At 63.9% G+C, this 24,818-nt stretch carries 17 protein-coding genes; 3 read left to right on the top strand and 14 right to left on the bottom strand.

Features of this window, described 5'->3' with window-relative positions; all coding sequences use genetic code 11:
• Positions 1 to 337: 337 nt before the first annotated feature.
• A complete protein-coding gene (locus AACH06_RS22310) occupies positions 338 to 1,306 on the bottom strand; it encodes a hypothetical protein (RefSeq protein WP_341427990.1) in 969 nt (322 codons plus the stop codon).
• A 501-nt stretch (positions 1,307 to 1,807) separates the two neighbouring features.
• Here AACH06_RS22310 and AACH06_RS22305 point away from each other — a divergent pair.
• Entirely contained in the window at positions 1,808 to 3,880 is a 2,073-nt protein-coding gene (locus AACH06_RS22305; RefSeq protein WP_341427989.1) for a S46 family peptidase, read from the top strand.
• A gap of 293 nt (positions 3,881 to 4,173) precedes the next feature.
• Here AACH06_RS22305 and AACH06_RS22300 read toward each other — a convergent pair whose 3' ends face one another.
• From AACH06_RS22300 to AACH06_RS22240, 13 genes are all read right to left on the bottom strand, one after another.
• Positions 4,174 to 6,366: an FG-GAP-like repeat-containing protein gene (locus AACH06_RS22300; RefSeq protein ID WP_341427988.1), complete on the bottom strand. Its 2,193-nt coding sequence runs from the start codon at positions 6,364 to 6,366 to the stop codon at positions 4,174 to 4,176.
• 233 nt (positions 6,367 to 6,599) lie between these two features.
• Positions 6,600 to 8,837 carry an FG-GAP-like repeat-containing protein gene (locus AACH06_RS22295; RefSeq protein ID WP_341427987.1) on the bottom strand — a complete coding sequence of 746 codons (2,238 nt, stop codon included), beginning with the start codon at positions 8,835 to 8,837 and terminating at the stop codon, positions 6,600 to 6,602.
• A gap of 115 nt (positions 8,838 to 8,952) precedes the next feature.
• Positions 8,953 to 9,954, bottom strand: a complete 1,002-nt coding sequence (locus AACH06_RS22290) for a dipeptide ABC transporter ATP-binding protein (protein ID WP_341427986.1) — start codon at positions 9,952 to 9,954, stop codon at positions 8,953 to 8,955.
• Positions 9,951 to 10,970 carry an ABC transporter ATP-binding protein gene (locus AACH06_RS22285; protein WP_341427985.1) on the bottom strand — a complete coding sequence of 340 codons (1,020 nt, stop codon included), beginning with the start codon at positions 10,968 to 10,970 and terminating at the stop codon, positions 9,951 to 9,953. The genes AACH06_RS22290 and AACH06_RS22285 overlap by 4 nt, the downstream gene beginning before the upstream one ends.
• A gap of 292 nt (positions 10,971 to 11,262) precedes the next feature.
• Positions 11,263 to 12,192, bottom strand: a complete 930-nt coding sequence (locus tag AACH06_RS22280; protein ID WP_341427984.1) for an ABC transporter permease subunit — start codon at positions 12,190 to 12,192, stop codon at positions 11,263 to 11,265.
• Between the two features lie 26 nt (positions 12,193 to 12,218).
• Positions 12,219 to 13,229, bottom strand: coding sequence for an ABC transporter permease subunit (locus AACH06_RS22275; protein WP_341427983.1), 1,011 nt, complete (start codon positions 13,227 to 13,229; stop codon positions 12,219 to 12,221).
• A 92-nt stretch (positions 13,230 to 13,321) separates the two neighbouring features.
• Positions 13,322 to 14,476 (bottom strand): branched-chain amino acid ABC transporter substrate-binding protein, encoded by a 1,155-nt coding sequence (locus AACH06_RS22270; RefSeq protein ID WP_341427982.1) that lies wholly within the window; start codon positions 14,474 to 14,476, stop codon positions 13,322 to 13,324.
• A gap of 16 nt (positions 14,477 to 14,492) precedes the next feature.
• Entirely contained in the window at positions 14,493 to 16,103 is a 1,611-nt protein-coding gene (locus tag AACH06_RS22265; RefSeq protein ID WP_341427981.1) for an ABC transporter substrate-binding protein, read from the bottom strand.
• A gap of 231 nt (positions 16,104 to 16,334) precedes the next feature.
• Positions 16,335 to 16,922, bottom strand: coding sequence for a GNAT family N-acetyltransferase (locus AACH06_RS22260; RefSeq protein WP_341427980.1), 588 nt, complete (start codon positions 16,920 to 16,922; stop codon positions 16,335 to 16,337).
• A gap of 2 nt (positions 16,923 to 16,924) precedes the next feature.
• Positions 16,925 to 17,827 carry a M48 family metallopeptidase gene (locus AACH06_RS22255; protein ID WP_341427978.1) on the bottom strand — a complete coding sequence of 301 codons (903 nt, stop codon included), beginning with the start codon at positions 17,825 to 17,827 and terminating at the stop codon, positions 16,925 to 16,927.
• Positions 17,824 to 18,279, bottom strand: coding sequence for a YbjQ family protein (locus AACH06_RS22250; RefSeq protein ID WP_341427977.1), 456 nt, complete (start codon positions 18,277 to 18,279; stop codon positions 17,824 to 17,826). The genes AACH06_RS22255 and AACH06_RS22250 overlap by 4 nt, the downstream gene beginning before the upstream one ends.
• A gap of 4 nt (positions 18,280 to 18,283) precedes the next feature.
• Positions 18,284 to 18,604, bottom strand: a complete 321-nt coding sequence (locus AACH06_RS22245) for a YbjQ family protein (protein WP_341427976.1) — start codon at positions 18,602 to 18,604, stop codon at positions 18,284 to 18,286.
• 155 nt (positions 18,605 to 18,759) lie between these two features.
• Positions 18,760 to 19,314 (bottom strand): Lrp/AsnC family transcriptional regulator, encoded by a 555-nt coding sequence (locus AACH06_RS22240; RefSeq protein WP_341427975.1) that lies wholly within the window; start codon positions 19,312 to 19,314, stop codon positions 18,760 to 18,762.
• A 208-nt stretch (positions 19,315 to 19,522) separates the two neighbouring features.
• On the opposite strand from AACH06_RS22240, the gene AACH06_RS22235 reads away from it, so the two are divergent.
• Complete coding sequence (locus AACH06_RS22235) at positions 19,523 to 23,074, top strand: indolepyruvate ferredoxin oxidoreductase family protein (protein ID WP_341427974.1); 3,552 nt, start codon at positions 19,523 to 19,525, stop codon at positions 23,072 to 23,074.
• A 223-nt stretch (positions 23,075 to 23,297) separates the two neighbouring features.
• Positions 23,298 to 24,818, top strand: a 1,521-nt coding sequence (locus AACH06_RS22230; protein ID WP_341427973.1) for an IPT/TIG domain-containing protein, incomplete at its 3' end; no start/stop codon positions are given.

Here is a 24,818-nt window from a genome sequence, read left to right as displayed (position 1 = left end):
GGCCGGAGACTATTTCGATCGCACATTGCACCAGCGCGCCGCGGCCTGGCGTCACCCAATTCGATCAGGTTCGGTACGCCCGCCGGGCTCCCTCAGTTCCCTGTCAGGCCGCCGTTCATGGATCACATTCACTGGCGCTGAGAGGCGGCCAAAGAAGGGGGGCCACAGGAAGTGCGGTCGATTCGGACAGCCCCACCTGCGGCCCTGTCGTTTGCGGCTCGGAGCCAGCGTTTCCCATACCGCGGCGGCGGATCTCCGGCCGGCTCGGCGGCCCCAGCCGCCGAGCTCAACAGCAAAGCACCGGCCACGGCCAGCGCCCAGCAGTCGACACGCATCATCAGGGATATTGCATGGCGCACTTGCCGCCATTCGCGTTGACCCAGTTCTGCTGGATCAGGAACTTGCGCGGGCCCCATTGCACGTTGTACTTCGAGCCGTTGGGGGCTGTCTGTTGCGCGCCGAAGGTCCAGGCGCACTTGTCGGCGTTTTCCATGCCGGTCGAGGTCTCGTACCAGGCGTTCAGATCCGGGTCGGTGGCGGCTTCTTCGATCTCGTGCATGATCACGCTGGCCATGCCGTCGACACCCGGGTTGTCGTTCGGGCTGCTGGCCGATTGCTCGGCGCAAGAGCTCAGGCAGCGAGCCGCGTCGCCCACGAACGAGTACTTGATGTCCACGCCCGAGATCGAGGCGTGGTCGTGCCAGCCACAGTACAGGGAGCAGAAGCCCGAGGTGGCGTTCACGTCCTTCGTGGTCAGCACCAGGTAAATGCCGTTCTTGTCAGACGGGAACTTGCCGCCGGTGATAGCACCCTGAACCAACTGCTTGATCTGATCGTCCGACAGGGCCGAGCCCAGCGACTTGCCAGCGTCGTCGATCTGGGTCTTGAGGTTGACCTTGTTCTTGACGTTCTTCCCCGGCTTGTTGTTCTGGTAATACGTGGTGTTGATGTTGTGGTAAGGCGTACCGGTGATGTTCTTCAACATGTCGGTGATGATCGCCTTGCCGGTCGGGCTTTGCGTGGCCCAGTCACCGTACCAGATGATGTAGATGTTCTGGCCACCCTTGGCCGACATCACCGGACCACCGTGGTAGTCAATGCCGTTGGCCAGAGCCGACTTGACTTCGGGCGCGAATTGGCCGGCGGCGGGAGCGCCATAGCCTTTGCCGGTGGGAACCATTGGCACGCCTTGAGCCGCTTCCGAGGCCGACGAGGCCTGGTCGCGCGTAGCGGCGGCGTGCGCGGTGGCGACCATGCCCAAAGCGAGGGCGGCGGCGAGCCACAGGGTCGAGGGACGTGATTGCATGTTTGCAGTCTCCTGAGGAACATAAAAAGCCGGCACTGGCGAATCGCTTGGTGCCGAACGGGCCCCGCCTGCTTGGGCCGGGCTCGTGGCCCAGGCCGGCGGCGGGAACTCGATCCTAGGAAGACCCCTTGGGGCAGCCATGGCTGTATGGTCAACTTCCGTCCACGTCCGCTCTTTACATGAATGAACGTCAGCCAGCGGAGGGTGACTGCGCCGGCTCAGTGCCTTCGGGCTGCAAAGCGCGCGTGCAAGTCCGGCGGCCGCGTGTGGGCCAGCGGCCCTCCGTCGACGTGGCCCCCCGTCACTCGGGCGCGTGAGGAACGGGTTGGCTGTGCCCAACTGCCGCAAACGGCGTACTCGGCGTGGCCCAGCAGATACAACTGGTAGACGATCACCAGGGCGCTCACTGAACCCATCTCGTGTTGGGGCCCACTACACTCACCGAGGCAGGCTGGCCTGTCGCTTGCTTGACGCCCAGTACGGGCCACCGAGGACTCACCCATGACCGACCGTGAAAGGCCGGTGCGGGCCATTCGCTTTGCCGCTGCCGCCGCACTGACGCTGTTCTCTCTCGCATCGCGTGCCGACGATGGCATGTGGACTTTCGACAATCCGCCGATCGATCAGGTCCAGCAACGCTATGGCGTGCAGATCACGCCCAGCCTGCTCAAGCACCTGCAGCACGCGGCGGTGAACTACGGGGCATCTGCCTCGTTCGTGTCGGCCCAGGGCCTGATGCTGACCAATCACCACGTCGCGTTGGACTGCATCGAGCAGGTGTCCACGCCGAGTCGTGACTTGGTGGCGCATGGGTTCACCGCGGTGAACCGCGCCCAGGAGCTGCGCTGCCCAGGCGGGCGTGCTCGCGTATTGCAATCGACGGAGGATGTGACTGCTGCCGTGCAAAAGGCCATGTCCGCCGGCACGAACGACGAGCAGCGCAACGCGTTGCGCAAACAGGCTATTGCCGACATCGAAGCACAGTGTGCCGACCCGAAGTTGAAGCGACGCTGCGAGGTGGAGTCGCTCTACAGCGGCTCGTTGTTCCACCTCTATCGGTTCAAAGAATGGGACGACGTGCGGCTGGTGTTCGCCCCTGAGTTCCAGGCGGCCTTCTATGGAGGCGACGCAGACAACTTCGTGTACCCGCGATTCGCCCTGGATTTCGCCTTGATGCGGGTCTACGAGAACGGGCGGCCGGTGCAGCCACCACAGTTCCTGAAAATGGCCGCCCAGCCGGTGGCAGAGGGCGATCTGGTGTTCGTGGCCGGCCACCCGGGCCGCACCGATCGGCTCCAAACCCTCGCCCAGTTGAAAGCGCATCGGGACGTGCTGCTGCCCTTGCAACTGGCCAGTGCCGAGGCGCAGCAAAAGTTGCTTCATGCGTATTCGAGCCGGTCACCCGAAGCCGCTCGGCAGGCTGTCGACAGGCTGTTCGGTACGGAGAATTGGTTGAAGTCGATGCGCGGCCAGATGGCGGCGTTGAAAGACGAAGCCGTGATGCAGGCGAAGGAGGCTGACGAGGCCCGCTTTCGCGCCGCCTACACCGAGCGCGGATTGAGCGGCAACCCTTGGGCCGATGTCGAGGCCGCCACCTCCCGCCACATCAGCCAGGCCAAGGCCTTGTGGGCCGTGGGGTATGGCTACCGCACCATCCTCTCGCAGGCCGGCATGCTGGTTGAGGCGGCATACGAGCGCGGTCTGCCCGAGGCGCAGCGCATGCCGGACTACCGGGAGGCCGCCTGGCCTGACCTTGAACGCAAGCTCAAGGCTGATTCGCCGATCTACAAAGACCTGGAGATCGCCCGGCTGAGCGGGCAGTTTTTGGAGGCCCGGGAGTTCCTGGGCGCCGAGCACCATTTCGTGAAAGCGGTGCTCGGCAGCGACACGCCCGAAGCCGCGGCCGAGCGCTGGGTACGGGGCAGCCAGCTTGACAACGTGGCGGTTCGCACCGCCTTGCTGTCGGGCGGGGTGCCCGCCATCGAGGCTTCGACAGACCCGCTCATCCGGCTGGCGCGCGAGATCTACCCCATGCATCGCGAGCTGGTTCGCTTCAAGGAGGAGCAGGTCGATACACCCCTCCAGCAGGCTGCAGAGCGCCTGGGCCAGGCCCGCTTTGCCATTCACGGCCGCAATGTGCCGCCTGATGCGACCGGCACCTTGCGGCTGTCGTTTGGCCGGGTGGCTGGGTATGTCTCGAACGGCCAGACCACGCCGTGGAAGACCACCTTTGGCGGCTGGCTGGCGCGCGCAGACAGCTTCGACGGCAAGGCGCCGTTCGATCTCTCGCCGCAGATCCAGAAGCGGCGCCAACAAATCGACCCGCGCCTGCCGCTGAACTTCGTCACCACCGCCGACATCATCGGCGGCAACTCCGGCTCACCTCTGGTCAACCAGCGCGGCGAGCTCGTCGGCCTGATGTTCGACAGCAACCTTGAAGCACTGGGCGGCCGGTTCATCTACACCGACAGCACGGCCCGTTCCCTCGCCGTGCACATCGGCGCGATCGTGCATGCGTTGGAAACGATCTACGACGCTAAGGCGGTGGCGACGGAGTTGCGCGGCGGACGGTGACAAGGGCGGATCGCCTCAGGCCCATGCGGGCCCGAGGTGAGGGCTCTGCGTTTCGCGGTCGGCGCTCTGGGTGGGCCCTCAGGCGGCTGCGGCGATCACCGCTGGGGTCACCGCCCAGCACGCCACCCTCTGCCCATCCTGGCTCTGCAGCCCTGGCTCTTCCTTCGTGCACCGATCGAAAGCCAATGGGCATCGCGTGCGGAAGGGGCAGCCGCTGGGGCGGTCGGTGCATCGCCGAATGGGCCAGGTGCGCAGAGTCTCTACGTTACGCTTGGCACGAACTGAGTCGTTGGTCAAGGCTTGGCGTAGGGCAGGCCATATAGACCTGCATCGCCGGTCGTCAGATCCAAGCCGAGGCGCTTCAGGCGGACCACTTGGCGACCAGGATGGCCGCCAAGAGGGACACTTTCGTAGCGAAACTTGCCTTCTTTGCTGAAGGCACGGAGCTTGCCGTTTGAGCCAATCCAGGTGGCGCCGCTACTGGGGTCGACCGCCACGCCGTCGACAGTGGCGTTGTCCGTGGCGTACCAGCTCTTCTGTTCGACGTAGACCCCGTTTTGGTAAGCCATCTCGTGCATCTGACCGGCTTCATCCCCGATCAGCAAGTTCAGCCCCATGGGGCGCTGGACAGACGTCATGGCGGTACCCTTGATGCCACCGATCACCGCTTCGACGGCATGTGTGATTCCGTCATGGACGTACGACTTGCCATCGTCAGCCCTGCACGCGAACTCCAGAGCACCATCGCCGTCGAGGTCGCCGACCGCCAGGTCTCGCGGCAAGCCGTCCATGTGGAACGCCGAGCGCCACTTTCGCGTTCCCGTAGCCGGATCGTAGGCGATCACGTATCCGCTGGTGCCGCCCAGTATTTCGATCTTCCCATCGCCGTCTATGTCTGCTGCTGCTACTGAAGTGACCGTGCCGGCGTCGCTATCGAGAAGGGAGACCTTGCGGATGAATTTGCTGTGGCGGGTGAACTTGTAGGCCTCAATCGCACCGTCGTACATGCGGTCGCCGCCCAACAAGATCTCTGGCCGGCCGTCGCCGTCGACGTCTCCAAGGCGAATGTCCTGAACACCAAACACGCTTTCGTTGTTCATCACTGGCTCCGACAACTTGCGTACAGCCAAAGTCCGGCTGTCGAGCACAATGATCCGGCTACCCCCGTAGTTATTGGTGTTGGTGCCGCGCGATGCGAACACAACTTCGTCGATCCCATCGCCATCCAAATCACCGGCAACGGGGCCAATGAAGGGGCCAATCAGTACGGTGTTTCGCCATTCGATTCGCTTGGTTGACCAAGTTGACACAAAGAGGTGAGCAGTGCCGAAGGCGACTGCGCCGCCGCCCCACAGCACTTCGGAGACGCCATCGTCGTTGGTGTCGGCCACCAGCAGGCTCCTCACGCCGCCATCAGGGTTGTTGATCTTGCCGACCTCAGCCTGCGTCGCCAAGTCGTACGCATGGACCGCTCCCCACTGGGCATCACCGACCAGCAACTCTTGAATGCCGTCGCTGTTCACGTCACCAAGTTCGATGGCTGCGATTTCGCCGCTGACCTGAATGGTCCACTTAGTCAGCCTCTTCTCGACATCAAACGCATTGATGTTGTACCAGCGCTCAGCAGCGACCAATTCGTCCCGCCCATCGCCATTCAGATCGGTTGCCACCAGGTCAATGCCGAAACCTTCTGCGTGATTCCATTGCACCGTGCGCGTGGCGCTGTCGATCACTTGACCTGTGGTTGAGGCGATTTCAACGGCTGCGTCGCCATCCATTTGGCCCAACGCGATTCCCGTGCCGCCGACGCCAGCGAGTGACCAGCTGGTGTAGTTGAAACCATGCGCGAACAGCATGTTGTCAGCGCAGATCGAAATGAATTCGTCGACTCCATCACCGTTCAAGTCGCCGGTCTTGAACGCTTGAAGCCCTCCGTGGCCACTGCAAGGACTGGCACTTTGCTCCTTGATCTGCTTGGAAGTGATGTCGTACTGAATGAGGTTCCCATCCTGCAGTGCGACAACGATGCGTTGGTCCCCCACACCTGCAGTCGCGACGGATAGATTGACGATCGGCGATTCGAAAGCCGTTGTTGCGAACGTCTGCTTCAGGCCATCCACCACCAGATCGGATGTCTTCGACAGGGCGTACCAGTAGTTTGGGCTGCCAGAAGCCATCGACGCCGCGGTGACGTAGATTTCGGTGGAGTTAGCCACCTTGGCCGAAACCAGACCGTGGGCGCCGATGTTGGCTCCGAATGCGAGATAGGTCCAAGTGGGTTCCAGCATCGAACCGGGTGGGGCAGCCTGCCCATGCACCGCGGTGGGTGAGGTCGTGGCGCCCCCCGCATTTTTCTTGACGGCTCTTTGCCGAACGTTGAGCTTTGCTGCCGTGTCGTCTGGACGGACGGGTGGCGTGGCACCAGCAGTGAATGAAAAGATCAGACTGAAGGCGCAAGCCAATGAGTAAATACGATGGTTCTGCATGCTTCCCTCCTGAACATGTCTATGAATCTGTGCGCGATGCGGACGGTACAGGCGCCTATGTGGGTGAACAGAGGTTGGGCGCGAGTGCCAGGCTGCTTGGCTTACCTTTGACAACGATGCAGCGGTCGAATCCCGCAACGGCGGGCGAAACGCCGGACGAGGCGATTTTGATGGACGCCCGCCACAGGCCGTGGCGGGCGTACGTTCTCTTTACCCTGCGTGGCGAGGGGTGTCTACTGGGGCGCGTTCGCGGCCGGCGCCGTGTAAGGCAGCCCGTAAAGGCCGCTGAGTCCGTTCGTCAAGTCGAGACCGAGCTTCTTCATCCTCACCACTTTGCGTCCGGCCTCGAAGCCCAGATTGACAGACTCGTATTTCAGTGTGCCTTGCTTGCCAAAAGCCCTGACTATTCCGGCGCTACCGACCCAGCGCGTTCCGTCGGGGGTCGCCGTCACGCCGTCAATGCTGTCTGTTGACGCCTGCCAGCGCTTGACTCTGGTGTAGGCGCCGGCACGGTAGGCGTACTCATTCACCTTTCCGTAGAAGTCGCCGACCAACAGGTGCAGTCCGCTAGGCGTCATGACAGAAGACAACGAGCGGGCGCCGGCAACTTCGATTACCGCTTCGATTTCGTGGGTCACGCCGGAGTGAATGAACAGATTTCCGCCGGCCCCCATCGCTGCGATTTCCGGTGTGACCTCGTCGTCAAAACTCCCGACGATGATGTCACGCGGGGTGTAGACCATCGAAGTCGATGTGCGCCACTTTCGGGTTCCGAGCAACGGGTCATAGGCGTACAGGTACCCGGAGTTTCCAGCGAGCATTTCGACGGTTCCGTCACCATCCGAGTCCGCGGCCGTCACTGCAGTGAAGCCTGGTAGATCGGGTTCGATGATCGTTGTCAGCTTCTTGAAGGTGTTCTTTCTGGTGAACTGGTAGATCTCCAGCGCACCCTGATACAGCCGATCTGCAGCAACGAGAATTTCCTTCTTGCCATCGCCATCGACATCAGCGAGGGCCAAGTCCTTCGTGCCTTCCCAGCTTTGATTCTTGACGATGGGGGCTGACACGCCGCGGACGGCTAGCGTCTTGCCGTCCAGTACGATGATCCGTCCGCTGCTATAGCCGGAGTCGGCCTTGTAGGAGCCGAAGACAACTTCGTCGATCCCGTCACCGTCAAGATCGCCAATCACTGGCGCGGTGAACGGGCCGACCAGGTCGATGCTTTGCCAGTCGGTCTTCCTTGTCGACCAACTCGCCACTTTGAGGAAATCGGGGCCCGTGCTCGTCTCGCCGCAGCCCCACAGAATCTCATTTGACCCGTCACCGTTCAAGTCAGTGACCAGAAGATTCGTCACCCCGCCCTCGGGATTGGCGAGCTTGCCCAGCTTGGCTTGGCTGACCGTGTCGAAGACTTGCACGGCGCTGCCCTGCAACTCTCCTACGAGCAGTTCTTGCATGCCATCGCCGGTAACGTCGCCGAGCTGGATGGCGTCAATATCGCCATCGATCTGGATGGTCCATTTGGGCAACTGCTTCTCGACGTCGTAGGCGTTCACGAAGTACCAGGACTCGGCCCCCAACAATTCGTGTCGACCGTCGCCGTCCACGTCGCCTGCCACCATATGACGACCAAAGCCGTTCTCGTAGGTCCATTGAATCGATTTGCTGGCCGAATCGATTACTTGGCCTGAATTGCTGACGATTTCGATCGCCGCGTCGTCATCCATTTGGCCCAGCACCAGTTCGTCGCCGCCGATCTCTGGCAGAGTCCAGGACGTGTAGGCGGGCCCATCAACGACGAGGCTGCGATCGCCGCAGATTGAGATGAATTCGTCGACGCCGTCTGCGTTGAGGTCGCCCGTGGTGAATGCCGTCAGCCCGTCCTTCTCGGCGCAGGGACCAGGAGCCTCTGACTTGACCTGCTTGGTCGCGGCGTCGTACTGAATCAAGGTGTCATTGCTCAGTGCGACTACGATGCGCAGGTCACCGGCCGATCCTGTTGCCAGAGCCAGCTTGACTATCGATCCTTCCAGTGGCGGAGAGGCAAAAGTTTGCTTCAATCCGTCGACCAGTGCGCCGGATACGGGCGCCAGTGCGTACCAGTAGGTGCTGGGTCCGAAGGTGCTGGTCGAGGCGGTGGCCAGTATCTCTTTCTTGCCCTGAATCAGCGCCGACACCAGGCCTTGGCCGCCGATGTCGGAGCCGAACGCAACATAGCTCCAACTCGGCACCAGGCTACCAGCGAGCGAATGTGTTGTGAGTTGGTGGGAATCGGCACGACGAACCTGCGGTTGGAGCCATTGGCCCTTTTTGTAGGTGATGCGCCGGCCGCTTTCGTCTCGGATAGGCTGGCCGGCTTCATTTAAATAGGGCCCTTGGCCGCGCCATTGTTCGGGTTGCTCGGCAGCAACAGTGGCGACTGTCAGGCCGAACAGGGCAATCGCCGCCATGGATTGGCGTGTTTGTTTCATCAATCCCCTCCTGGGAGCTCATAAGTCGAGCGATTGATGATAGGGGGTGTTCTGCGATCCCAGCTGCAGGGTTGGGGGATTGACGAGATTGGTGGCGGCGCCGCAAGGCGCCTCGTCAGGCGGCGATGCTGAGAGGTGGTGCAGTCACCGCCCAGCACGCCACCCTCTGCCCATCCTGGCCCTGCAGCCCTGGCTCTTCCTTCGTGCACCGATCGAAAGCCAGCGGGCATCGCGTGCGGAAGGGGCAGCCGCTGGGGCGGTCGATCGGCGAGGGGAGCTCGCCCTTCAGGATGATGCGTTCGCGGCGCATTGCGGGGTCGACCGTGGGTGTGGCCGAGAGCAGGGCCTTGGTGTAGGGGTGCTGCGGGTTGTCGAAGACCGCGTCGCGTGCGCCTTGTTCCACACAGCGGCCCAGGTACATCACCATCACGTCGTCGGCCACGTGCCGCACCACACCGAGATCGTGCGAGATGAAAATGTAGGCCACGCCCAGCGCCTGCTGCAGGTCGTCCAGCAGGTTCAGCACCTGGGCGCGTATGGACACGTCGAGTGCCGAGACCGGTTCGTCGAGCACCAGCACGCGGGGCTTGAGCATCAGGGCGCGGGCGATTGCGATGCGCTGGCGTTGACCGCCGGAAAACATGTGGGGGTAGCGGCCGAAGTGCTCTTCGCGCAGCCCCACCTGGCGCAGCATGGCGCGCGCCTGAGCCTCGCGTTCTTTCGCGTCACCCAAGCCATTGACCAGCAGGGGTTCCATGAGCGCGTTGCCCACCGTCTGACGTGGGTTCAACGAGCCGTAGGGGTTCTGGAAGACGATCTGGATCTGCTTGCGCAATGACTGGCGCAGGGCCGCGTCGGCATGAGCCACGTCTTTGCCATCGATGAGCAGTTGCCCGGCGGTCGGGGACTCGATCATGGTCAGCAGGCGAGCCAGGGTGGATTTGCCGCAGCCCGATTCGCCGACGACGGCCAAGGTGCGCCCGGCCTGTACCGAGAAGCTGACGCCTGCCAGCGCCTGCACGGTGGCTGTGCCCTTCATCCAGCCGCGCGAGACGGCGTAGTTGCGGCGCAGATCGCGGGCTTCGAGAACGGCGGAGATGGTGGTGTTCGTGTTCATGCGGCTTGAGCCTCCATCGCCACGGGCGTGGGGCGGCCATCGACCAGGGGTGTGATGCACAGGGCACGGCCGAGCGCATCGCTGGCGGGCAAGGGCGCTCGGGCGTGGCACTCGGGCTGCGCGAACGGACATCGTGGCGCGAAGAGGCAGCCCGTGGGACGGTCGAACTGGCCGGGCACCATGCCGTCGATGGCCGTCAGCCGCTCCCCCTGGCGGGCGCGCTCGGGCAGGGCGGCCAACAGTGCCGCGGTGTAGGGATGGTGGGGCGAGACGAACAGCGTGTCGGCGCGCTGCGTCTCCACCGGTCGGCCGGCGTACTGCACCAGCACCCGATCCGCGCCCTCGGCGACCACGCCGAGATCGTGGGTGATGAGCACGAGTGCCATGCCGGTGTCTCGCCGCAGGGCCTGCAGCAGATCGAGGATCTGTGCCTGGATGGTCACATCCAGTGCGGTGGTGGGCTCGTCGGCAATCAGCAACCGGGGCTTGCAGGCGAGTGCCATCGCGATCATCACGCGTTGGCTCATGCCGCCAGAGAGCTGGTGCGGAAAGGCACGCGCGCGCCGGGCAGGATCGGGGATGCCGACCTGGTCGAGCAATTCGATCACCCGCTTCTTGCGGGCGTCGCGGTCGAGATCGGTGTGTTCTGCCAGCGCTTCGCCGATCTGGTAGCCCACGGTGAAGCAGGGGTTCAGCGAGCTCATGGGCTCTTGGAACACCATCGCCACATCGCGGCCCACCAGCGCGCGGCGCTGCCTGGGCGTCATCGCCAGCAGGTCCTGCCCGTCGAACATCATCCGATCGGCCTTCACCGTCGCCGTCCAGGGCAGCAGTCCCATGATGGCCAGCATCGCCACCGACTTGCCAGAGCCGGATTCGCCGACGATGGCCAGCACCTCGTTCGGCGCGACCTGAAGGTCGACCCCATCGACCGCGCGGAATGCACCGCCCCGCGTCGCGAAGCTGACCGTCAGGCCTTTGATATCCAACAGCGGTTTGTTCGAACTCGGATTCATCAGGTCTACCTGCCTTCGGCGGCGCTCCGCAGGAACTGCCGCCATTCAAGTGGCGTGCGCGGAACCGGCTTCGCCGGCCCGCTGCACGAGCCCAGAGGGCCCGCGGGGGTCAACAATTCCGGCGTGGGGCTAGTGCAGTGTTCGACGCTATGCGGAACATAAAACCGTGCCTTTGGCCGCCTGGCGTCGTTGCAAATCCTCGCGATGCCACCGGGCATCGCTGTGGTTTGCGCCTCGCCAGACGACCCAATCCATCGGTTTTCTTCAGTTCCGCCCAGCACCAAACACTGCACTAGGTTTTCCTCATCTTCGGGTCGAGCGCGTCGCGCAGGCCATCGCCCGCGAGATTGATCGACACCACCGTGATCAGGATGGCCAGGCCGGGCAGGGTGACGAGCCACGGGTCGGAGCGGATGAACTCTCGGGCATCCGCCAGCATCGTGCCCCATTCGGCGGTGGGCGGTTGGGCTCCCAGGCCCAGGAACCCGAGTGCCGCGGCTTCGAGGATGGCGTCCGACACGCCCAGCGCAGCTTGCACGATGAGCGGTGCCAGGCAGTTGGGCAGCACGGTCACGAACATCAGCCGCCAGCCCTTCACCCCGGACACACGCGCCGCGGTGACGTAGTCCTTTTTCAGCTCGGCCAGCGCCGAGGCCCGCAGCAGCCGCACGTAGCGAGGAAGGTAGACGATGGTGACGGCGATGATCGTGTTGGCGAGGCTGGGGCCCAGCACCGCGACCACCAGGATGGCCAGCACCAGGCTGGGCACGGCCATGATCAGATCCATCACCCGGGTGATGGCCACGTCCACCGCATTGCCCAACGACGCGCACGCGATCCCCAGCAGCACGCCGATCACGAAGGACACCCCCATCACCGACAGGCCGATGAACAGCGACACCCGGGCGCCGTGGATCAGGCGCGACAGCATGTCGCGGCCCAGGCTGTCAGTGCCGAGCAGGAAGCGTGATGAACCACCCTCTGCCCAGGCCGGGGCGGCGCGCACGGCGTCGCGGAACTGCTCGTTGGGCGAGTAGGGGGCGATCCAGTCGGCCAGCAGGGCCAGAACGACGACGATGGCTACCACGATGAGGCCGGCCACCGCGCCTTTGTTTTCGCTGAAGGCCTGCCAGAAGGCGCGCCAGGGCGAAGGCGGTGCACCCGAGGATGCGGTGGCTGGGGCGCTGGGGGCAGGGGTGTTCGGGACGGAGGATGTGGCCATGGCAGGTTGACGCTCGGACATGGCGCTCAGGCGTGTCGAATGCGAGGGTTGATCAGCCCGTAGGTCAGGTCGACCAACAGGTTCACGCCGATCACGACGGTGGACACCAGCATCACTCCCCCTTGCAAGGCGGGGTAGTCTCGCCGCGCGATCGATTCGATCAGCCACTTGCCGATGCCGGGCCAGGAGAAGATGGTTTCGGTGAGTACCGCGCCGGCCATCAGGGCGCCGACCTGCAGGCCGATCACCGTGACGACGGGAATCAGCGCGTTGCGCAGCGCATGCACCCCGATCACACGCCAAATCGGCAGGCCTTTGGCCCGCGCGGTGCGAACATAGTCTTCGCTGAGCACTTCGAGCATCGCCGATCGCGTCATGCGGGCGATCACGGCCAGCGGGATGGTGCCCAGCACGATGCCCGGCAACACGAGGTGGTGCAAGGCATCCAGCACGGCGCCCTCCTGGCCGGACAGCCAGGCATCGATCACCATGAAGCCTGTGACGGGCTCGAAGTAGTACTTGATCAGGTCGATGCGGCCCGAGACTGGCGTCAAGCCCCAGCGCTCGCCCACGAACATGATCAGCAGCAGGCCCCACCAGAAGATGGGCATCGAGTAGCCGGTGACCGACAGGCCCATCATGGCCTGGTCGTACAGGCTGCCACGCTTGGCGGCCGCGATCGTGCCGGCCGGCAGGCCGATCAGAGCCGCGAACAGCATCGCGAAGAGCGACAGTTCCAGCGTGGCAGGGAACAGCGCAGCGAATTCGCTGAGCACCTTCTGGTTGGTGGCCAGCGAGGTGCCGAAGTCCCCGTGCAGCAATTGCCAGACGTAGTCGAGAAACTGCTTCCACACCGGTTGATCGAGCCCCAGCTCATGGCGAAAGTGCGCAAGCCGCTCAGGGCTGATGCCTCGCTCGCCAACGCGCACCTCCACCGGGTCTCCCGGCACCAGCCGAATGGCCACGAAGGTGACGAACATCAGGGCAAAGAACGTCGGGACGGTCAGCGCCAGTCGGCGCCACAGAAACTTGAGCATGAATTGCTGCGGCCCTCCGTCAAGAGGGCCGCTCTTCCTTCTGATTCAGCCCCTGGTCGGGCCGGGCGGCGTCTGGGCGCCGCCTGAATGCGTCACCAGACGTCGCTGCGTGTCAGCAGGAACCAGGAGCCGTGGTTGAGCTGGTAGACACTGACCGAGCCGTAACGCTGTTCGCCGTCTTCGGCGAAGCGCATGCTGCTGGTCACCGGGGCCAGGGCGTCGACCGTCTTCAGCGCCGGCACCAGCTTCTTGCCGTCGGCGGATTTGGCCTTCTTCAGTGCAGCGGCCAGCACGTGCACCGCGTCGTAGGCGTAGTGCGCGGCGTAGACAGGGTCGTGCTTGAAACGTGAGCGGAACTTCTCCAGGAAAGGTTTGCCGCCGGTGAATTCGCCGGCACCGATGATCGGCGAGGTGGCGTAGATCGTGCCGATCTGCGGATTGACCTTCAGCATGCCTTCAGTCTTGATCGTGTCGCTGCCCACGATCTGCATGTTCTTCAGGCCCGCGGCGACCAACTGGTCGGCCAACGCGATGATCTGGAAATCGGCCAGGGTGGTGACGAAGACGTCGACCTTCTTTTCCGCCAACTGTGGGATCAAGGCCTTGAAGTCGGTCGTCTTGTCGTCCAGCGAGGTGCGCACGCCGATCGTCTTGCCCTTCAACTGAGCTGCGGCGTTTTCGGCGAGGCTCTTGCCGTAGGGCGTGTTGTCGTCGACCACCGCGTAGACATGGTCACCCGGCAGGCTGCCCGCGATCGAGCCCATGGCCTTGGATTGCAGGGCGTCGCTGGCCACCAGGCGCAGCGTCGTCGGCAGGCCCAGCTTGGTGTACTCGGGCTTGGTCGAGATCGCCAGCTGCGGAATCATCTTCTCGGCGTAGATCGGGGCTGCAGCGATGCTGACACCCGAGTTGAGGTGGCCGATCACCGCCACCACGCCCGCTTCGACCAGCGAGTGCGCCGCCGCTTCCCCGGCCTTGGCATCGGCCTTGTCGTCGGCGGTCACCATTTCCAGCTTGACGACCTTGCCGTCGATCTTCAAGCCACCTTCGGTGTTGTTGATGTCGTCAATGGCCATCTGGGCGCCGTTGACCATGTCCTGCCCCAGGTCCTTCAGGGGGCCGGACAACGGCTGCGCCACGCCGATCTTCACCGTGTCCGGTACGCCAGGATGGCAACCGGTCAGGGCGGCCATGCCGACCAGCACCAGCAGGCCAAGAGCAACACGGGTATGGGCAAACATCGTCATGGCGTAGCTCTCTTCCTCACTTCAGTTCGACACCTTTGAACTCATGCGTATTGAACGGGCTTTGCTTGTAGCCCGTCACTTCCTTGCGCATGACCTCGTAGACCACCGAGTGCGCGATCTTGAAGTCGGGCGCTTCCTCGTGCTCGATGGCCTGCATTTCCTCATACAGCTTGGCGCGGGCCTTGTTGTCGGTCAAGGTGCGTGCCTTCTCCAGGCGCTCATCGAAGGCCTTATTGCACCACTTCGACAGGTTCTGTCCACCCGGACGTGCGGCATCGCAACCATGCAAGAAGAAGAAATTGTCGGGATCGCCGTTGTCGCCGTTCCAACCCAGCATGCCGGTCATGTGCTCGCCTTGCTGCAGGCGCTTGCGGTACTCGCCCCATTCATAGGTCACGAGCTTCGCGTTGACGCCAACCTTGGCCAGGTCGGCCTGCATCATCTCGGCCATGCGCTTGGCATTCGGGTTGTACGGGCGTTGGACGGGCATGTACCAGAGGTCCACCTCCATCGGCGTCTTCACGCCCGCCTTGGCCAGCAGTTCCTTCGCCTTGGCCGGGTCGTGCGGCCAGTCCTGCACCTTGTCGTTGTAGCCCCACAGTGTCGGCGGCATCAGGTTCTTGGCCGGGGTGCCGGCACCCAGGTACACCTCTTTCAGGATGGCCGCCTTGTCGATCGCCATCGTGAAGGCCTGGCGAACTTCCTTCTTGTCGAACGGGGGCTTCTGGGTGTTGAACGACCAGTAGGCGATGTTCAGGCCGGGCAGGCTGGTGACCTTGAGCGCTGGGTCCTTCTGCATCTCGGGCAGGTCAGCCGGGCGCGGGTAGCCCGACAGGTGGCACTCGCCAGCCTTCAGCTTGGAGTAGCGGGCCGTCGCATCCGGCGTGATGGCATAGACCAGATCGTCGACCATCGCCTTCTCAGCACCCCAGTAGGCCTTGTGGGCCTTGTAGCGAATGACCGCGTCCTTCTGGTAGGTGACGAAGCTGAACGGGCCCGTGCCCACGGGCACCTGGTCGAACTGTTCCTTCTTGTTGGCCTTGGCCAGCGCATCGGCGTATTCGGCCGAGCCGATGGCGGCGAAGTCCATCGCCAGGTTCGGCAGCATGGTGACGTTGGGCTTCTTGAAGGTCATCTTGACCGTCATCGGATCGATCTTCTCGATCGACACCAGGTCGTCCTTGAAGCCCATGTCGGCGAAGTAGTCGTACTTGCCGCCCGACACCTTGGCGTAGGGGTGATCCGGCTTCCACTGGCGCTCGAACGACCAGATCACGTCATCGGCGTTGAACTCGCGCGTCGGCGTGAAGCCGGCCACGCTGTGGAACTTCACGCCCTTGCGCAGCTTGAAGGTGTAGACCTTGCCGTCGTCAGAGATCGTCCAGCTCTCGGCCAGGCCGGGCTCGGTCTGGGTGCTGCCGCGCACGAAGTGCACGAGGCGGTCGTAGATCGGGCGTGCCGCGTCGAAGCTGGTGCCGGTGGTGTTCAGCGCCGGTGTGAAGTTCTCGGGTGAGCCTTCAGAGCAATAGACCAGGGTCTTGGCCTGGGCGCCGGCCATGCCGAGCGACGTCAACAGGGCCACGGTGGCCAGGCGGTGGATCGAGAGGGTCGAGCGGGGGCGGCTCATGCGAGCATCTCCTAGGACGGTTGTGCCGTGCATTGGGGATTGATCAATAGGATGCCGGGAGGGCAAGCTATGCAAGGTGCGGCATTCTGTCCCGGATCTCCTCGCAAACCCCGTGCCCGATACTGGGGTTTTTCCTGTTGCTGCCGGCGTGTCCAGGCTGGGTCTTGCCGCGGTGCATTCCCGTCCATGGTGCGTGCGTGCCCCATCGCGTGCACGACAGGATGCCGAGATTCACCAGTCGAGCGGCTCGGTGAAGCAGGGGTTGGTCAGCGCTGTCAGTTGGTGGTCGCGCCAGGCGCCGTCGATGAAGAGATAGTCCTTCGCCAGGCCCTCGATCCGAAAGCCCAGGCGTGACAGCACGGCACCGCTTCGCAGGTTCTCGGGGCGATAGGCCGCCTGGATGCGGTGCAGGTTGACCAGCGGCGCAAACATCTCTTCGATGGCCGCTGACAGGGCTTCATGCATCAGGCCTCGGCCCTGGCACTGCTGATCCAGTGCGTATCCCAGCACGCAACTGTGGAAGGCGCCACGAGCGATCTGGCTGAAATGCACCGAGCCGATGACGCGCTGTGGGTCGTCCCGCGGGGACAACCAATAGCGAAACGCGGTGCCTTCGGAAAAGGCCTTGAGGCCCAAGCGCTGGCGTTCGGCTTGCGCGGACGCGGTGTAGAAGCTCTCGGCCGTGGGTGGATCCCATCGGGCGAAGTGACTGCGGTTGCGCTGGTAGAAGTCGGCCAGGGCTTCGGACAGCTGCAACTCGCCTGCTTGCAGCAGCAGCCGGTCGGTGACGATTTCTCGGCGGGCGGGCGTGAGATCCATGGTCAAGAGGCCTGACAGGGCGGGGCAGTGCCGCCGGGATTGGCGGGCTGGGAAGCGCCGCAGCTCAAAGCGGTGGGCCACGGGGTGCGCTCACCTGTGACGGGCCAGCCTGCTTCAGCCGCCAGTTGCTGCATGGCCTTCAAGCGCTCGGCAGACATCGGATGGGTGCTGAGGGCCGTGGGTGGTTCATCCGGGTTGACCTCGCCGAGGTGCGCAAACAGATCCATGGCACCGCCCACGTGGCCATACAGCGCATGCACCGCCTTCAGTGCCGCTTCGTCAGCCTCGCGCTCTTGCTCTCGCGAATAGCCCATCAACGCGAGGCCGGTGGCTTGGCCGAGGGCCGATTGCGCAGCCGCCGCGCCGGCATCGGTGGAAACCACGCCGAGCAGCAGGCCCAGGGCCATGCCGCGGCCCATGCTGGCCGCCACATGGCGGTGCTTGACATGGGCAATCTCGTGGGCCAACAGCGCTGCCAGTTCGTCTTCGCTGCGAAGCTTGGTCAGCAAGGCGCTGTGCACCCGGATGCGCCCCCCAATGGTGGCGAACGCATTGACCACCTTGGATTCTTCGTACTGCACGACGAGCTCCATGCCTTCGGGCAGGCCCATCTGCGCGGCCACCTTCTGGGCCACCGCTTGCAGGGCCGCTGACCGGGCGGCGTCGGCAGGCTTCTGTTCACGGTCGACCAGACGCTTCGCCAGCGCGACCTCGGTGGCGAAGGGGATGTGCGGGGCCAGCCAGCGGGCGGCCCAACCGACCAACAGCACGACCACCAGCAGGGTCGCCAAGCTGGCGCCGACGAGCCAGGCGAACTCCTTGAGCGGGTGCTCGGTGCTGCTGTTGATGCCCTCGTCTGGCAGGCGGTTTTCGAGCCGCGGGCCGGCGGGCGGAATCTCGTTCATGCCTGGCGGATGGCGGTGCCGTAGGCCATCACCTCGACCGACGGCGTCTGTGACCCGGCCACCGTGGTGGTCAGAAAACGCACGCCGATGATCAGGCGGCAGCCCTGATCCTGTGCCTGCTGTTTCATGCGCAACAGGGCTTCACGACGCGCGCGTTCCAGCAGTGATTCATAGCCCCGAAAGCGGCCGCCGACCAGGTTGCGAAAGCCCGCGACAAAAGTCTTGAAGTAGTCGGACGACACCACCACACTGCCGCTGACCACCTTCATGCCGGCCACCTGCACGCCTTCGGGCGCGTAGCGGGTGTTCAGCGCCACGATGGACTGCAGCTCGCGCTCGCGCGCTTTGATCGATGCGTAGTGCCGCATTTCCAGGCCGCGGCCGACGAAGTAGCCGACGGCGACCAAGGTCAACGGCAGGCCTTGATTGATGAAGAATTCCAGCCAGGCCATGGCGTCAGACCGGCTCGACCTTCACCGCCGAACCGTACGCCAGGATCTCTGCCGCGCCGGTGGTGATGGAGGTGGTGACGAAGCGCAGATTCAACACCGCATTGGCGCCCATGCTGCGGGCCTCTTGCGTCAGGCGGTTGACGGCTTCTTCACGCGCCTCCTGCATCAGCTCGGTGTAGCCCTTCAGCTCCCCGCCCACGATGTTCTTGAGACCTGCCATGAAATCCCGACCGACGTGCTTGGCCCGCACGGTGCTGCCCTGGGCGATGCCCAGGTGGGCCACGATGCGATGCCCGGGTGCGGTTTCGAGTGTGCTGACCAGCATGAATGGGCTCCCTCTAGCTGCGGCCATCGTCACACGCCATCGTCTCTGCGAACACCGCCGGGAAGGCGGTTGTCGGGATCGATTCGGCGGGCGGTCGAATGCCTGGATGAATGAAAAATGACGGGCAGCATGATGGCATGCGTACGGGTTCGTTGTCAGGGCGCGCGCAGGTGCCCCAACGGCAGCGCCGCCCCGGCCTTCACCTCCCCCAGCGAAAAGCTGGTGTGCAGGTCCTTCACGTTCGGCAGCTTGAACAGCGTGTCCATCGTCCAGCGCGAGTAGGCGTCGAGGTCGGTGACCAGCACCTGAAGCTCGAAGGTGCCTGCCCCCGAGATGTAGTGGCAGGAGATCACCTCGGGTAGCTTCTTGATCGCGGCCTCCAGGGCCTGGGTCGATGCCGCGTTGTCGCGGTCGGTGTCGATCCGCACGAATGCGAGCACGCCGAGGCCGATCTTGCGGCGATCGATCTCGGCCCGGTACCCGGTGATGACGCCCAGTTCTTCCAGCCGCCGAACCCGTCGCCACGTGGGCGCGGCCGACAGGCCGATGGCGGCAGCCAGATCGGCGTTCGACTGGCGAGCATCGCGCTGCAAGGCGTCGAGGATGGCGACGTCGTAGCGGTCCAGCGTGACGCCGGATGCGGCGGTGATGGCGGGGGCGGCGTGACCCTCGCTACTACTGGTTTTCCCTGATTTGGCAGGCTTTGGCAAGGTTGATTCGGCGGATGGCTCTATGGAGCAAGATTCTTGCTGAAGAGAGGCGTACCGGGCAATCGAAAGAAAGCACTTCTCGCGTTCTTGCTCCTACACTTTGCGCACTCACCCCTCTTTGGCCGAGGGCGCGTCGGGTCACGAGCCCCTGGCGCCCTTGCGCACCTCCACGCCAGCCACCGCCGCCCACATAGGAGCCCAGCTCGCCATGAACGCCCCGCTGCCCGAATCGATTCGCAAGGCCCTGGAATCGGTCACGCTCGACGACAAGTACGCGCTGCCAACGGGGCGGGCCTTCATGAGTGGGGTGCAGGCGCTGGTTCGCCTGCCGATGTTGCAGCGAACGCGCGATGCGCGCGCTGGCCTGAACACCGCCGGCTTCGTCAGCGGCTACCGCGGCTCGCCGCTGGGCGGGTATGACCAGGCGCTGTGGAGCGCCAAGAAGCACCTGGCGGCCAACCACGTGGTCTTCCAGCCGGGCGTCAACGAAGAACTCGGCGCCACGGCGGTCTGGGGCACCCAGCAGCTGGACTTGTTCAAAGAGAAGGCCAAGTACGACGGCGTCTTCGGCATCTGGTACGGCAAGGGCCCGGGTGTTGATCGCTGCATCGACGTGTTCAAGCACGCCAACATGGCCGGCACGTCGAAGCATGGCGGCGTGATCGCGATCGCCGGCGATGACCACGTCTCGAAGAGCTCGACCGCGCCGCACCAGAGCGACCACGTCTTCAAGGCCTGCGGCTTTCCGACCTTCTTCCCCAGCAGCGTGCAGGACATCCTCGACATGGGCCTGCACGCCTTCGCGATGAGCCGCTTCTCGGGCCTGTGGAGCGGCATGAAGACCATCCAGGAGGTGGTCGAGTCGGCGTCGAGTGTCAGCGTCGACCCCGATCGCGTGAATATCCTCCTCCCAGAGGATTTCCAGATGCCGCCGGGCGGCCTGCACATCCGTTGGCCGGATCCGCCGCTGGAGCAGGAAGCGCGGATGATGGATTACAAGTGGTATGCCGCGCTGGCGTACATCCGTGCCAACAAGCTCAACCACAACGTCATCGAAGGTCAGCGTGATCGCTTCGGCATCATTGCCAGCGGCAAGGCCTTCAACGATACCCGCCAGGCCTTGAGCGACCTGGGTCTGGACGACGACACCTGCCGCGCGATCGGCCTGCGGCTGCACAAGGTCAACGTGGTGTGGCCGCTGGAGGCGACGATCACCCGTGATTTCGCCACCGGCCTGCAGGAAATCCTTGTTGTCGAGGAGAAGCGCCAGGTCATCGAATACCAGATCAAGGAGCAGCTGTACGGCTGGCGCTCGGATGTGCGCCCCAACGTGATCGGCAAGTTCCAGGAGCAGGAGGGTGATCTCTCCGGCGGCGAATGGTCGATGCCGAATCCGAGCGAAAACTGGTTGCTGCGCGCGAAGGCCGACCTGACGCCCGCCATCATCGCCAAGGCGATCGCCAAGCGGCTGAAGAAGCTGGGCGTGCCGGCGGACATCGCCGCCCGCATGGACCAGCGCATCGCCGTCATCACGGCCAAAGAGCAGGCCTTGTCGACGCTGGAGGTGAAGACCGGCGACCGCACCCCCTGGTTCTGCTCGGGCTGCCCGCACAACACCAGCACCCGCGTGCCCGAAGGCTCGCGCGCCGTGGCCGGCATCGGCTGCCACTACATGGTCAGCTGGATGCCCAATCGCAGCACGGCCACGTTCACGCAGATGGGCGGTGAAGGCGTGCCCTGGGTGGGCCAGGCGCCCTTCACGAATGAGCAGCACATCTTCTCGAACCTGGGCGATGGCACTTACTTTCACAGCGGCATCCTGGCCATCCGCCAATCGATCGCTTCGGGTGTGAACATCACCTACAAGGTGCTCTACAACGACGCCGTCGCGATGACCGGTGGCCAGCGCGTGGGCGAGCGGCCCGAGGGGCATTCGGTCATCCAGATCATGAACAGCCTCGTCAGCGAAGGCGTGGCCAAGCTCAAGATCGTCACCGATGAGCCGGCCAAGTACGAAGGTGTGGTGCTGGCGCCGGGCGTGACGGTGCACCATCGCGACGAGCTGGACTCGATCCAGCGCGAGTTCCGCGAGATCAAGGGCACCACGGCCATCATCTACGACCAGACCTGCGCCACCGAGAAGCGTCGCCGCCGCAAGCGCGGCACGATGGCAGATGTCGAGAAGCGCGTCGTCATCAACGAGCTGGTGTGCGAAGGCTGCGGCGATTGCTCGGTGCAGAGCAACTGCGTCTCGGTGGAACCGCTGGAGACCGAGTTCGGCCGCAAGCGCCAGATCAACCAGAACTCCTGCAACAAGGATTTCTCCTGCGTGAAGGGCTTCTGCCCGAGCTTCGTGACCGTCGAAGGCGGTACCTTGAAGAAGCCCAAGAAGGGCAGTGGCCCGAGCCTGGCCAACCTGCCGGCCATCCCGGACCCGGTGCTGCCCAGCTGTGAATCGGCCTGGGGCATCGTGGTGGCGGGTGTGGGCGGCACGGGCGTCATCACCATCGGCCAACTGCTCGGCATGGCCTCGCACATCGAAGGCAAGGGCATCGTCACGCAGGATGCGGCGGGCCTGGCCCAGAAGGGCGGCGCCACCTGGTCTCATGTGCAGATTGCGCAGAGCAACGATGCCATTCACACCACCAAGGTCGATACCGCGAAGGCCGACTTGATCATCGGTTGCGATGCCATCGTGGCGGCCAGCAAGACCACGCTGAGCGCGATGCACCCGGAGCGTACCTTCGTCGCGCTGAACAACCACGCCACGCCGACGGCCAGCTTCGTCACCGACACAGAATGGACCTTCCCTTCCGGCCAGTGCGAGCAGGCCATTGCTGCCGCAGTGGGCAAGGATCACTTCGCGAGCTTCGATGCTGAAGAGGCCGCCACGCAACTGCTGGGCGACTCGATCTACACGAACCCGCTGATGCTCGGCTTCGCCTGGCAGCACGGGCGCATTCCGCTGACCCGTGAGTCGCTGATGCGCGCGATGGAGCTCAACGGCGTGCAGATCGAGAAGAACAAGGACGCCTTCGAATGGGGTCGTCGTTGTGCCCATGACCTCGCGTCCGTGAAGGCGCTGTTCAAGGCCGCCGCGGTGATCCAGTTCGTCAAGCGCCCGTCGCTCGATGAGATGGTCAGCAAGCGCGTCGAGTTCCTGACGGGCTACCAGCACGCCGCCTATGCCGCCGAGTACAAGGCGTTTGTCGAGAAGGTCCGTGCGGCAGAAGGCAAGCTCGGCCAGGGAACGCGCCTCACCGAGGCCGTGGCCAAGTACCTGTTCAAGCTCATGGCCTACAAAGACGAGTATGAGGTGGCGCGCCTGCACACCGACCCCGCCTTCATCGCCAAGTTGAACAGCCAGTTCGAGGGCGACTTCAAGCTCGTTCACCACCTGGCGCCGCCACTGCTCGCGGCCCGCAACGACAAGGGCGAGTTGGTGAAGAAGGCCTATGGTGGCTGGATGCGCACCGCGTTCAGCTTGATGGCCAAGATGAAGGGCTTGCGCGGCACCGCGCTGGATGTGTTCGGCTACACCGAAGAGCGTCGCACCGAACGCGCGCTGATCGGCGAATACCGCGCCGCGATCGACGAACTGCTCGCCGGCCTGTCAGCAGACAAGCTGGCCCTGGCGGTCGAAATCGCCAAGCTGCCTGAAGACATCCGCGGCTACGGCCACGTGAAGGAGCGTCACCTGAAGGCGGTGCGCACCAAGTGGGCTGATTTGATGGCGCGTTGGAGTAAATCAGCTGCCTGATCCTGCGCGTTAGATTGCACGCAAGAAACGGGTTAGAAACGAAGAGTAACTGCGTTTGTCGATCGCCGTTCGTAGCCAATAGCATTCTGAATAGAGCCAACGGTCCGTAGAAGGTATTGGCCAACAAGGGGGGGCTCGCCAGCGTCTTGGCGCGTAAAGTTGTTCTCTCCCCGATCTCTGATCAGAAGTCCTCAACGGGGAGGGGCGCATGGCGACTGGACAAATGGTGAAGCGCCGAGAACTGGTGCTGTGTGAGACGTCGGGTTGGATTCGCGCCATCCTGCGGACGTGGCGGCTTCTCATCATGGCAGGCTTGTTGGCGGCCCCGTTCTATGCCGCTGCGCAGGTAAGCTATGCCTATGACGAGTTGGGTCGCCTCGTGCTCGCGGTGGCACCTGACGGTGCAAGCGTGCAGTACCGCTATGACCCCGCCGGGAATGTCATTTCCGTCCAACGCAACAGCGTCGACACCCTCGGTCTGGCTGAATTCACGCCGAACTCAGGGCCCGTGGGCGCAACGGTCACGCTGTACGGCTCAGGCTTCAAGACGAAGCTGACCGACAACACAGTCAAGTTCAACGGCAAGGTGGCCGCGGTCAAGTCGGCCACGGCTAATGTGTTGACGGTGAAGGTGCCCAGCGGCGCGAGCACCGGCAAGATCACTGTCAGCAATGCCAACGGCAGCGTCACGAGCGCGACCGACTTCGTCGTGGGTCTGAGCATGCCGGCACCGACGATCACCAGCTTCACGCCGGACACGGGCAAGACAGGTGATGTGGTCAGTCTCACAGGCACGAACTTCCAGGCTGGGGCTACCGACAACAAGATCATGCTGGGCCAGGCCTATTCGAGCACCGTGGTGGACGCGGACAGTCCGTCGCCGACGCTGCTCAAGACCCCGGTGCCGGGGGGTGTCGCGTCCGGCAAGATCGCCGTCACGACCAAGTATGGCCAAGCCATCAGCACGAACGACTTCTATGCGCTGCCTGGTACCTACACCGCGGCGGACTTCGAGACGAAGGTGCGGCTGACGGTCGACGGCCCGATGCTGCCGATCTCGATTGTCGCGCCGGGCAAGAAGGCTCTGGTGATCTTTGATGTGCCGCCAGCGCAGTACCTGAGCTTCGTCGCCCGCGGCGGCACGTTCGTCGGTGCGGTGACTGTTGAGGTTTACCGGCCAGACGGAACCAAGGTCGAGAGCTTCGCGGCGAGCGGGGACGATGTCGATGACTTCGCCAACGTCATACCTACGGCTGGTGGCACTTACACCATGGTGTTGCGGCCGACCGGCACGGAGACAGGTACGGTCAACATCGGCGTGGTTTCGAGTGTGCGGGGCACGCTCGACGTTGACGCTGCGCAGCCCACGCCGGTGACGCTCGGCCTTGGCCAGAACGCGCGCTACACATTCAACGGCACGGCGGGCCAGAGCCTGCAGCTGCTGTGGACGAATAACACGCTTGGCGATGGCAACAGCGGCACGAACAACTGCACGTACCTGTATGTGTACAACCCTGACGGCACGCGCTTGATTGCGACGGATGTGACGCAATGCGAGAGTGACCGGCCAGGCAAAGTGGTGTCGCTTGCCAAGCTGCCTGCGAGCGGCACCTACCGGGTAGCGGTGTTGCCAAATAACCTGGATGCCGGGCAGTTCAAGTTGCACCTGCGCACGGCCAACAGCGGGGAAGCCATAGCCACAAATGGCACGGCCAAGGTAGTGAACGTAGCAAACCAGGAGTTG

The sequence above is a fragment of the Ideonella lacteola genome, assembly GCF_038066555.1.
Classification (GTDB): domain Bacteria; phylum Pseudomonadota; class Gammaproteobacteria; order Burkholderiales; family Burkholderiaceae_C; genus Ideonella; species Ideonella lacteola.
Note: the sequence above shows the minus strand (reverse complement) of the source record. Positions and strands in the feature narration are given on the sequence as shown.

Excerpts from the sequence above, each read along its gene's own strand:
- AACH06_RS22255 (WP_341427978.1), bottom strand. The coding sequence starts at position 17,827 with ATGAACGAGATTCCGCCCGCCGGCCCGCGGCTCGAAAACCGCCTGCCA.
- AACH06_RS22250 (WP_341427977.1), bottom strand. The coding sequence starts at position 18,279 with ATGGCCTGGCTGGAATTCTTCATCAATCAAGGCCTGCCGTTGACCTTG.
- AACH06_RS22260 (WP_341427980.1), bottom strand. The coding sequence starts at position 16,922 with ATGGATCTCACGCCCGCCCGCCGAGAAATCGTCACCGACCGGCTGCTG.
- AACH06_RS22270 (WP_341427982.1), bottom strand. The coding sequence starts at position 14,476 with ATGACGATGTTTGCCCATACCCGTGTTGCTCTTGGCCTGCTGGTGCTG.
- AACH06_RS22265 (WP_341427981.1), bottom strand. The coding sequence starts at position 16,103 with ATGAGCCGCCCCCGCTCGACCCTCTCGATCCACCGCCTGGCCACCGTG.
- AACH06_RS22275 (WP_341427983.1), bottom strand. The coding sequence starts at position 13,229 with ATGCTCAAGTTTCTGTGGCGCCGACTGGCGCTGACCGTCCCGACGTTC.
- AACH06_RS22310 (WP_341427990.1), bottom strand. The coding sequence starts at position 1,306 with ATGCAATCACGTCCCTCGACCCTGTGGCTCGCCGCCGCCCTCGCTTTG.
- AACH06_RS22305 (WP_341427989.1), top strand. The coding sequence starts at position 1,808 with ATGACCGACCGTGAAAGGCCGGTGCGGGCCATTCGCTTTGCCGCTGCC.
- AACH06_RS22285 (WP_341427985.1), bottom strand. The coding sequence starts at position 10,970 with ATGAATCCGAGTTCGAACAAACCGCTGTTGGATATCAAAGGCCTGACG.
- AACH06_RS22235 (WP_341427974.1), top strand. The coding sequence starts at position 19,523 with ATGAACGCCCCGCTGCCCGAATCGATTCGCAAGGCCCTGGAATCGGTC.
- AACH06_RS22300 (WP_341427988.1), bottom strand. The coding sequence starts at position 6,366 with ATGCAGAACCATCGTATTTACTCATTGGCTTGCGCCTTCAGTCTGATC.
- AACH06_RS22290 (WP_341427986.1), bottom strand. The coding sequence starts at position 9,954 with ATGAACACGAACACCACCATCTCCGCCGTTCTCGAAGCCCGCGATCTG.
- AACH06_RS22280 (WP_341427984.1), bottom strand. The coding sequence starts at position 12,192 with ATGGCCACATCCTCCGTCCCGAACACCCCTGCCCCCAGCGCCCCAGCC.
- AACH06_RS22245 (WP_341427976.1), bottom strand. The coding sequence starts at position 18,604 with ATGCTGGTCAGCACACTCGAAACCGCACCCGGGCATCGCATCGTGGCC.
- AACH06_RS22295 (WP_341427987.1), bottom strand. The coding sequence starts at position 8,837 with ATGAAACAAACACGCCAATCCATGGCGGCGATTGCCCTGTTCGGCCTG.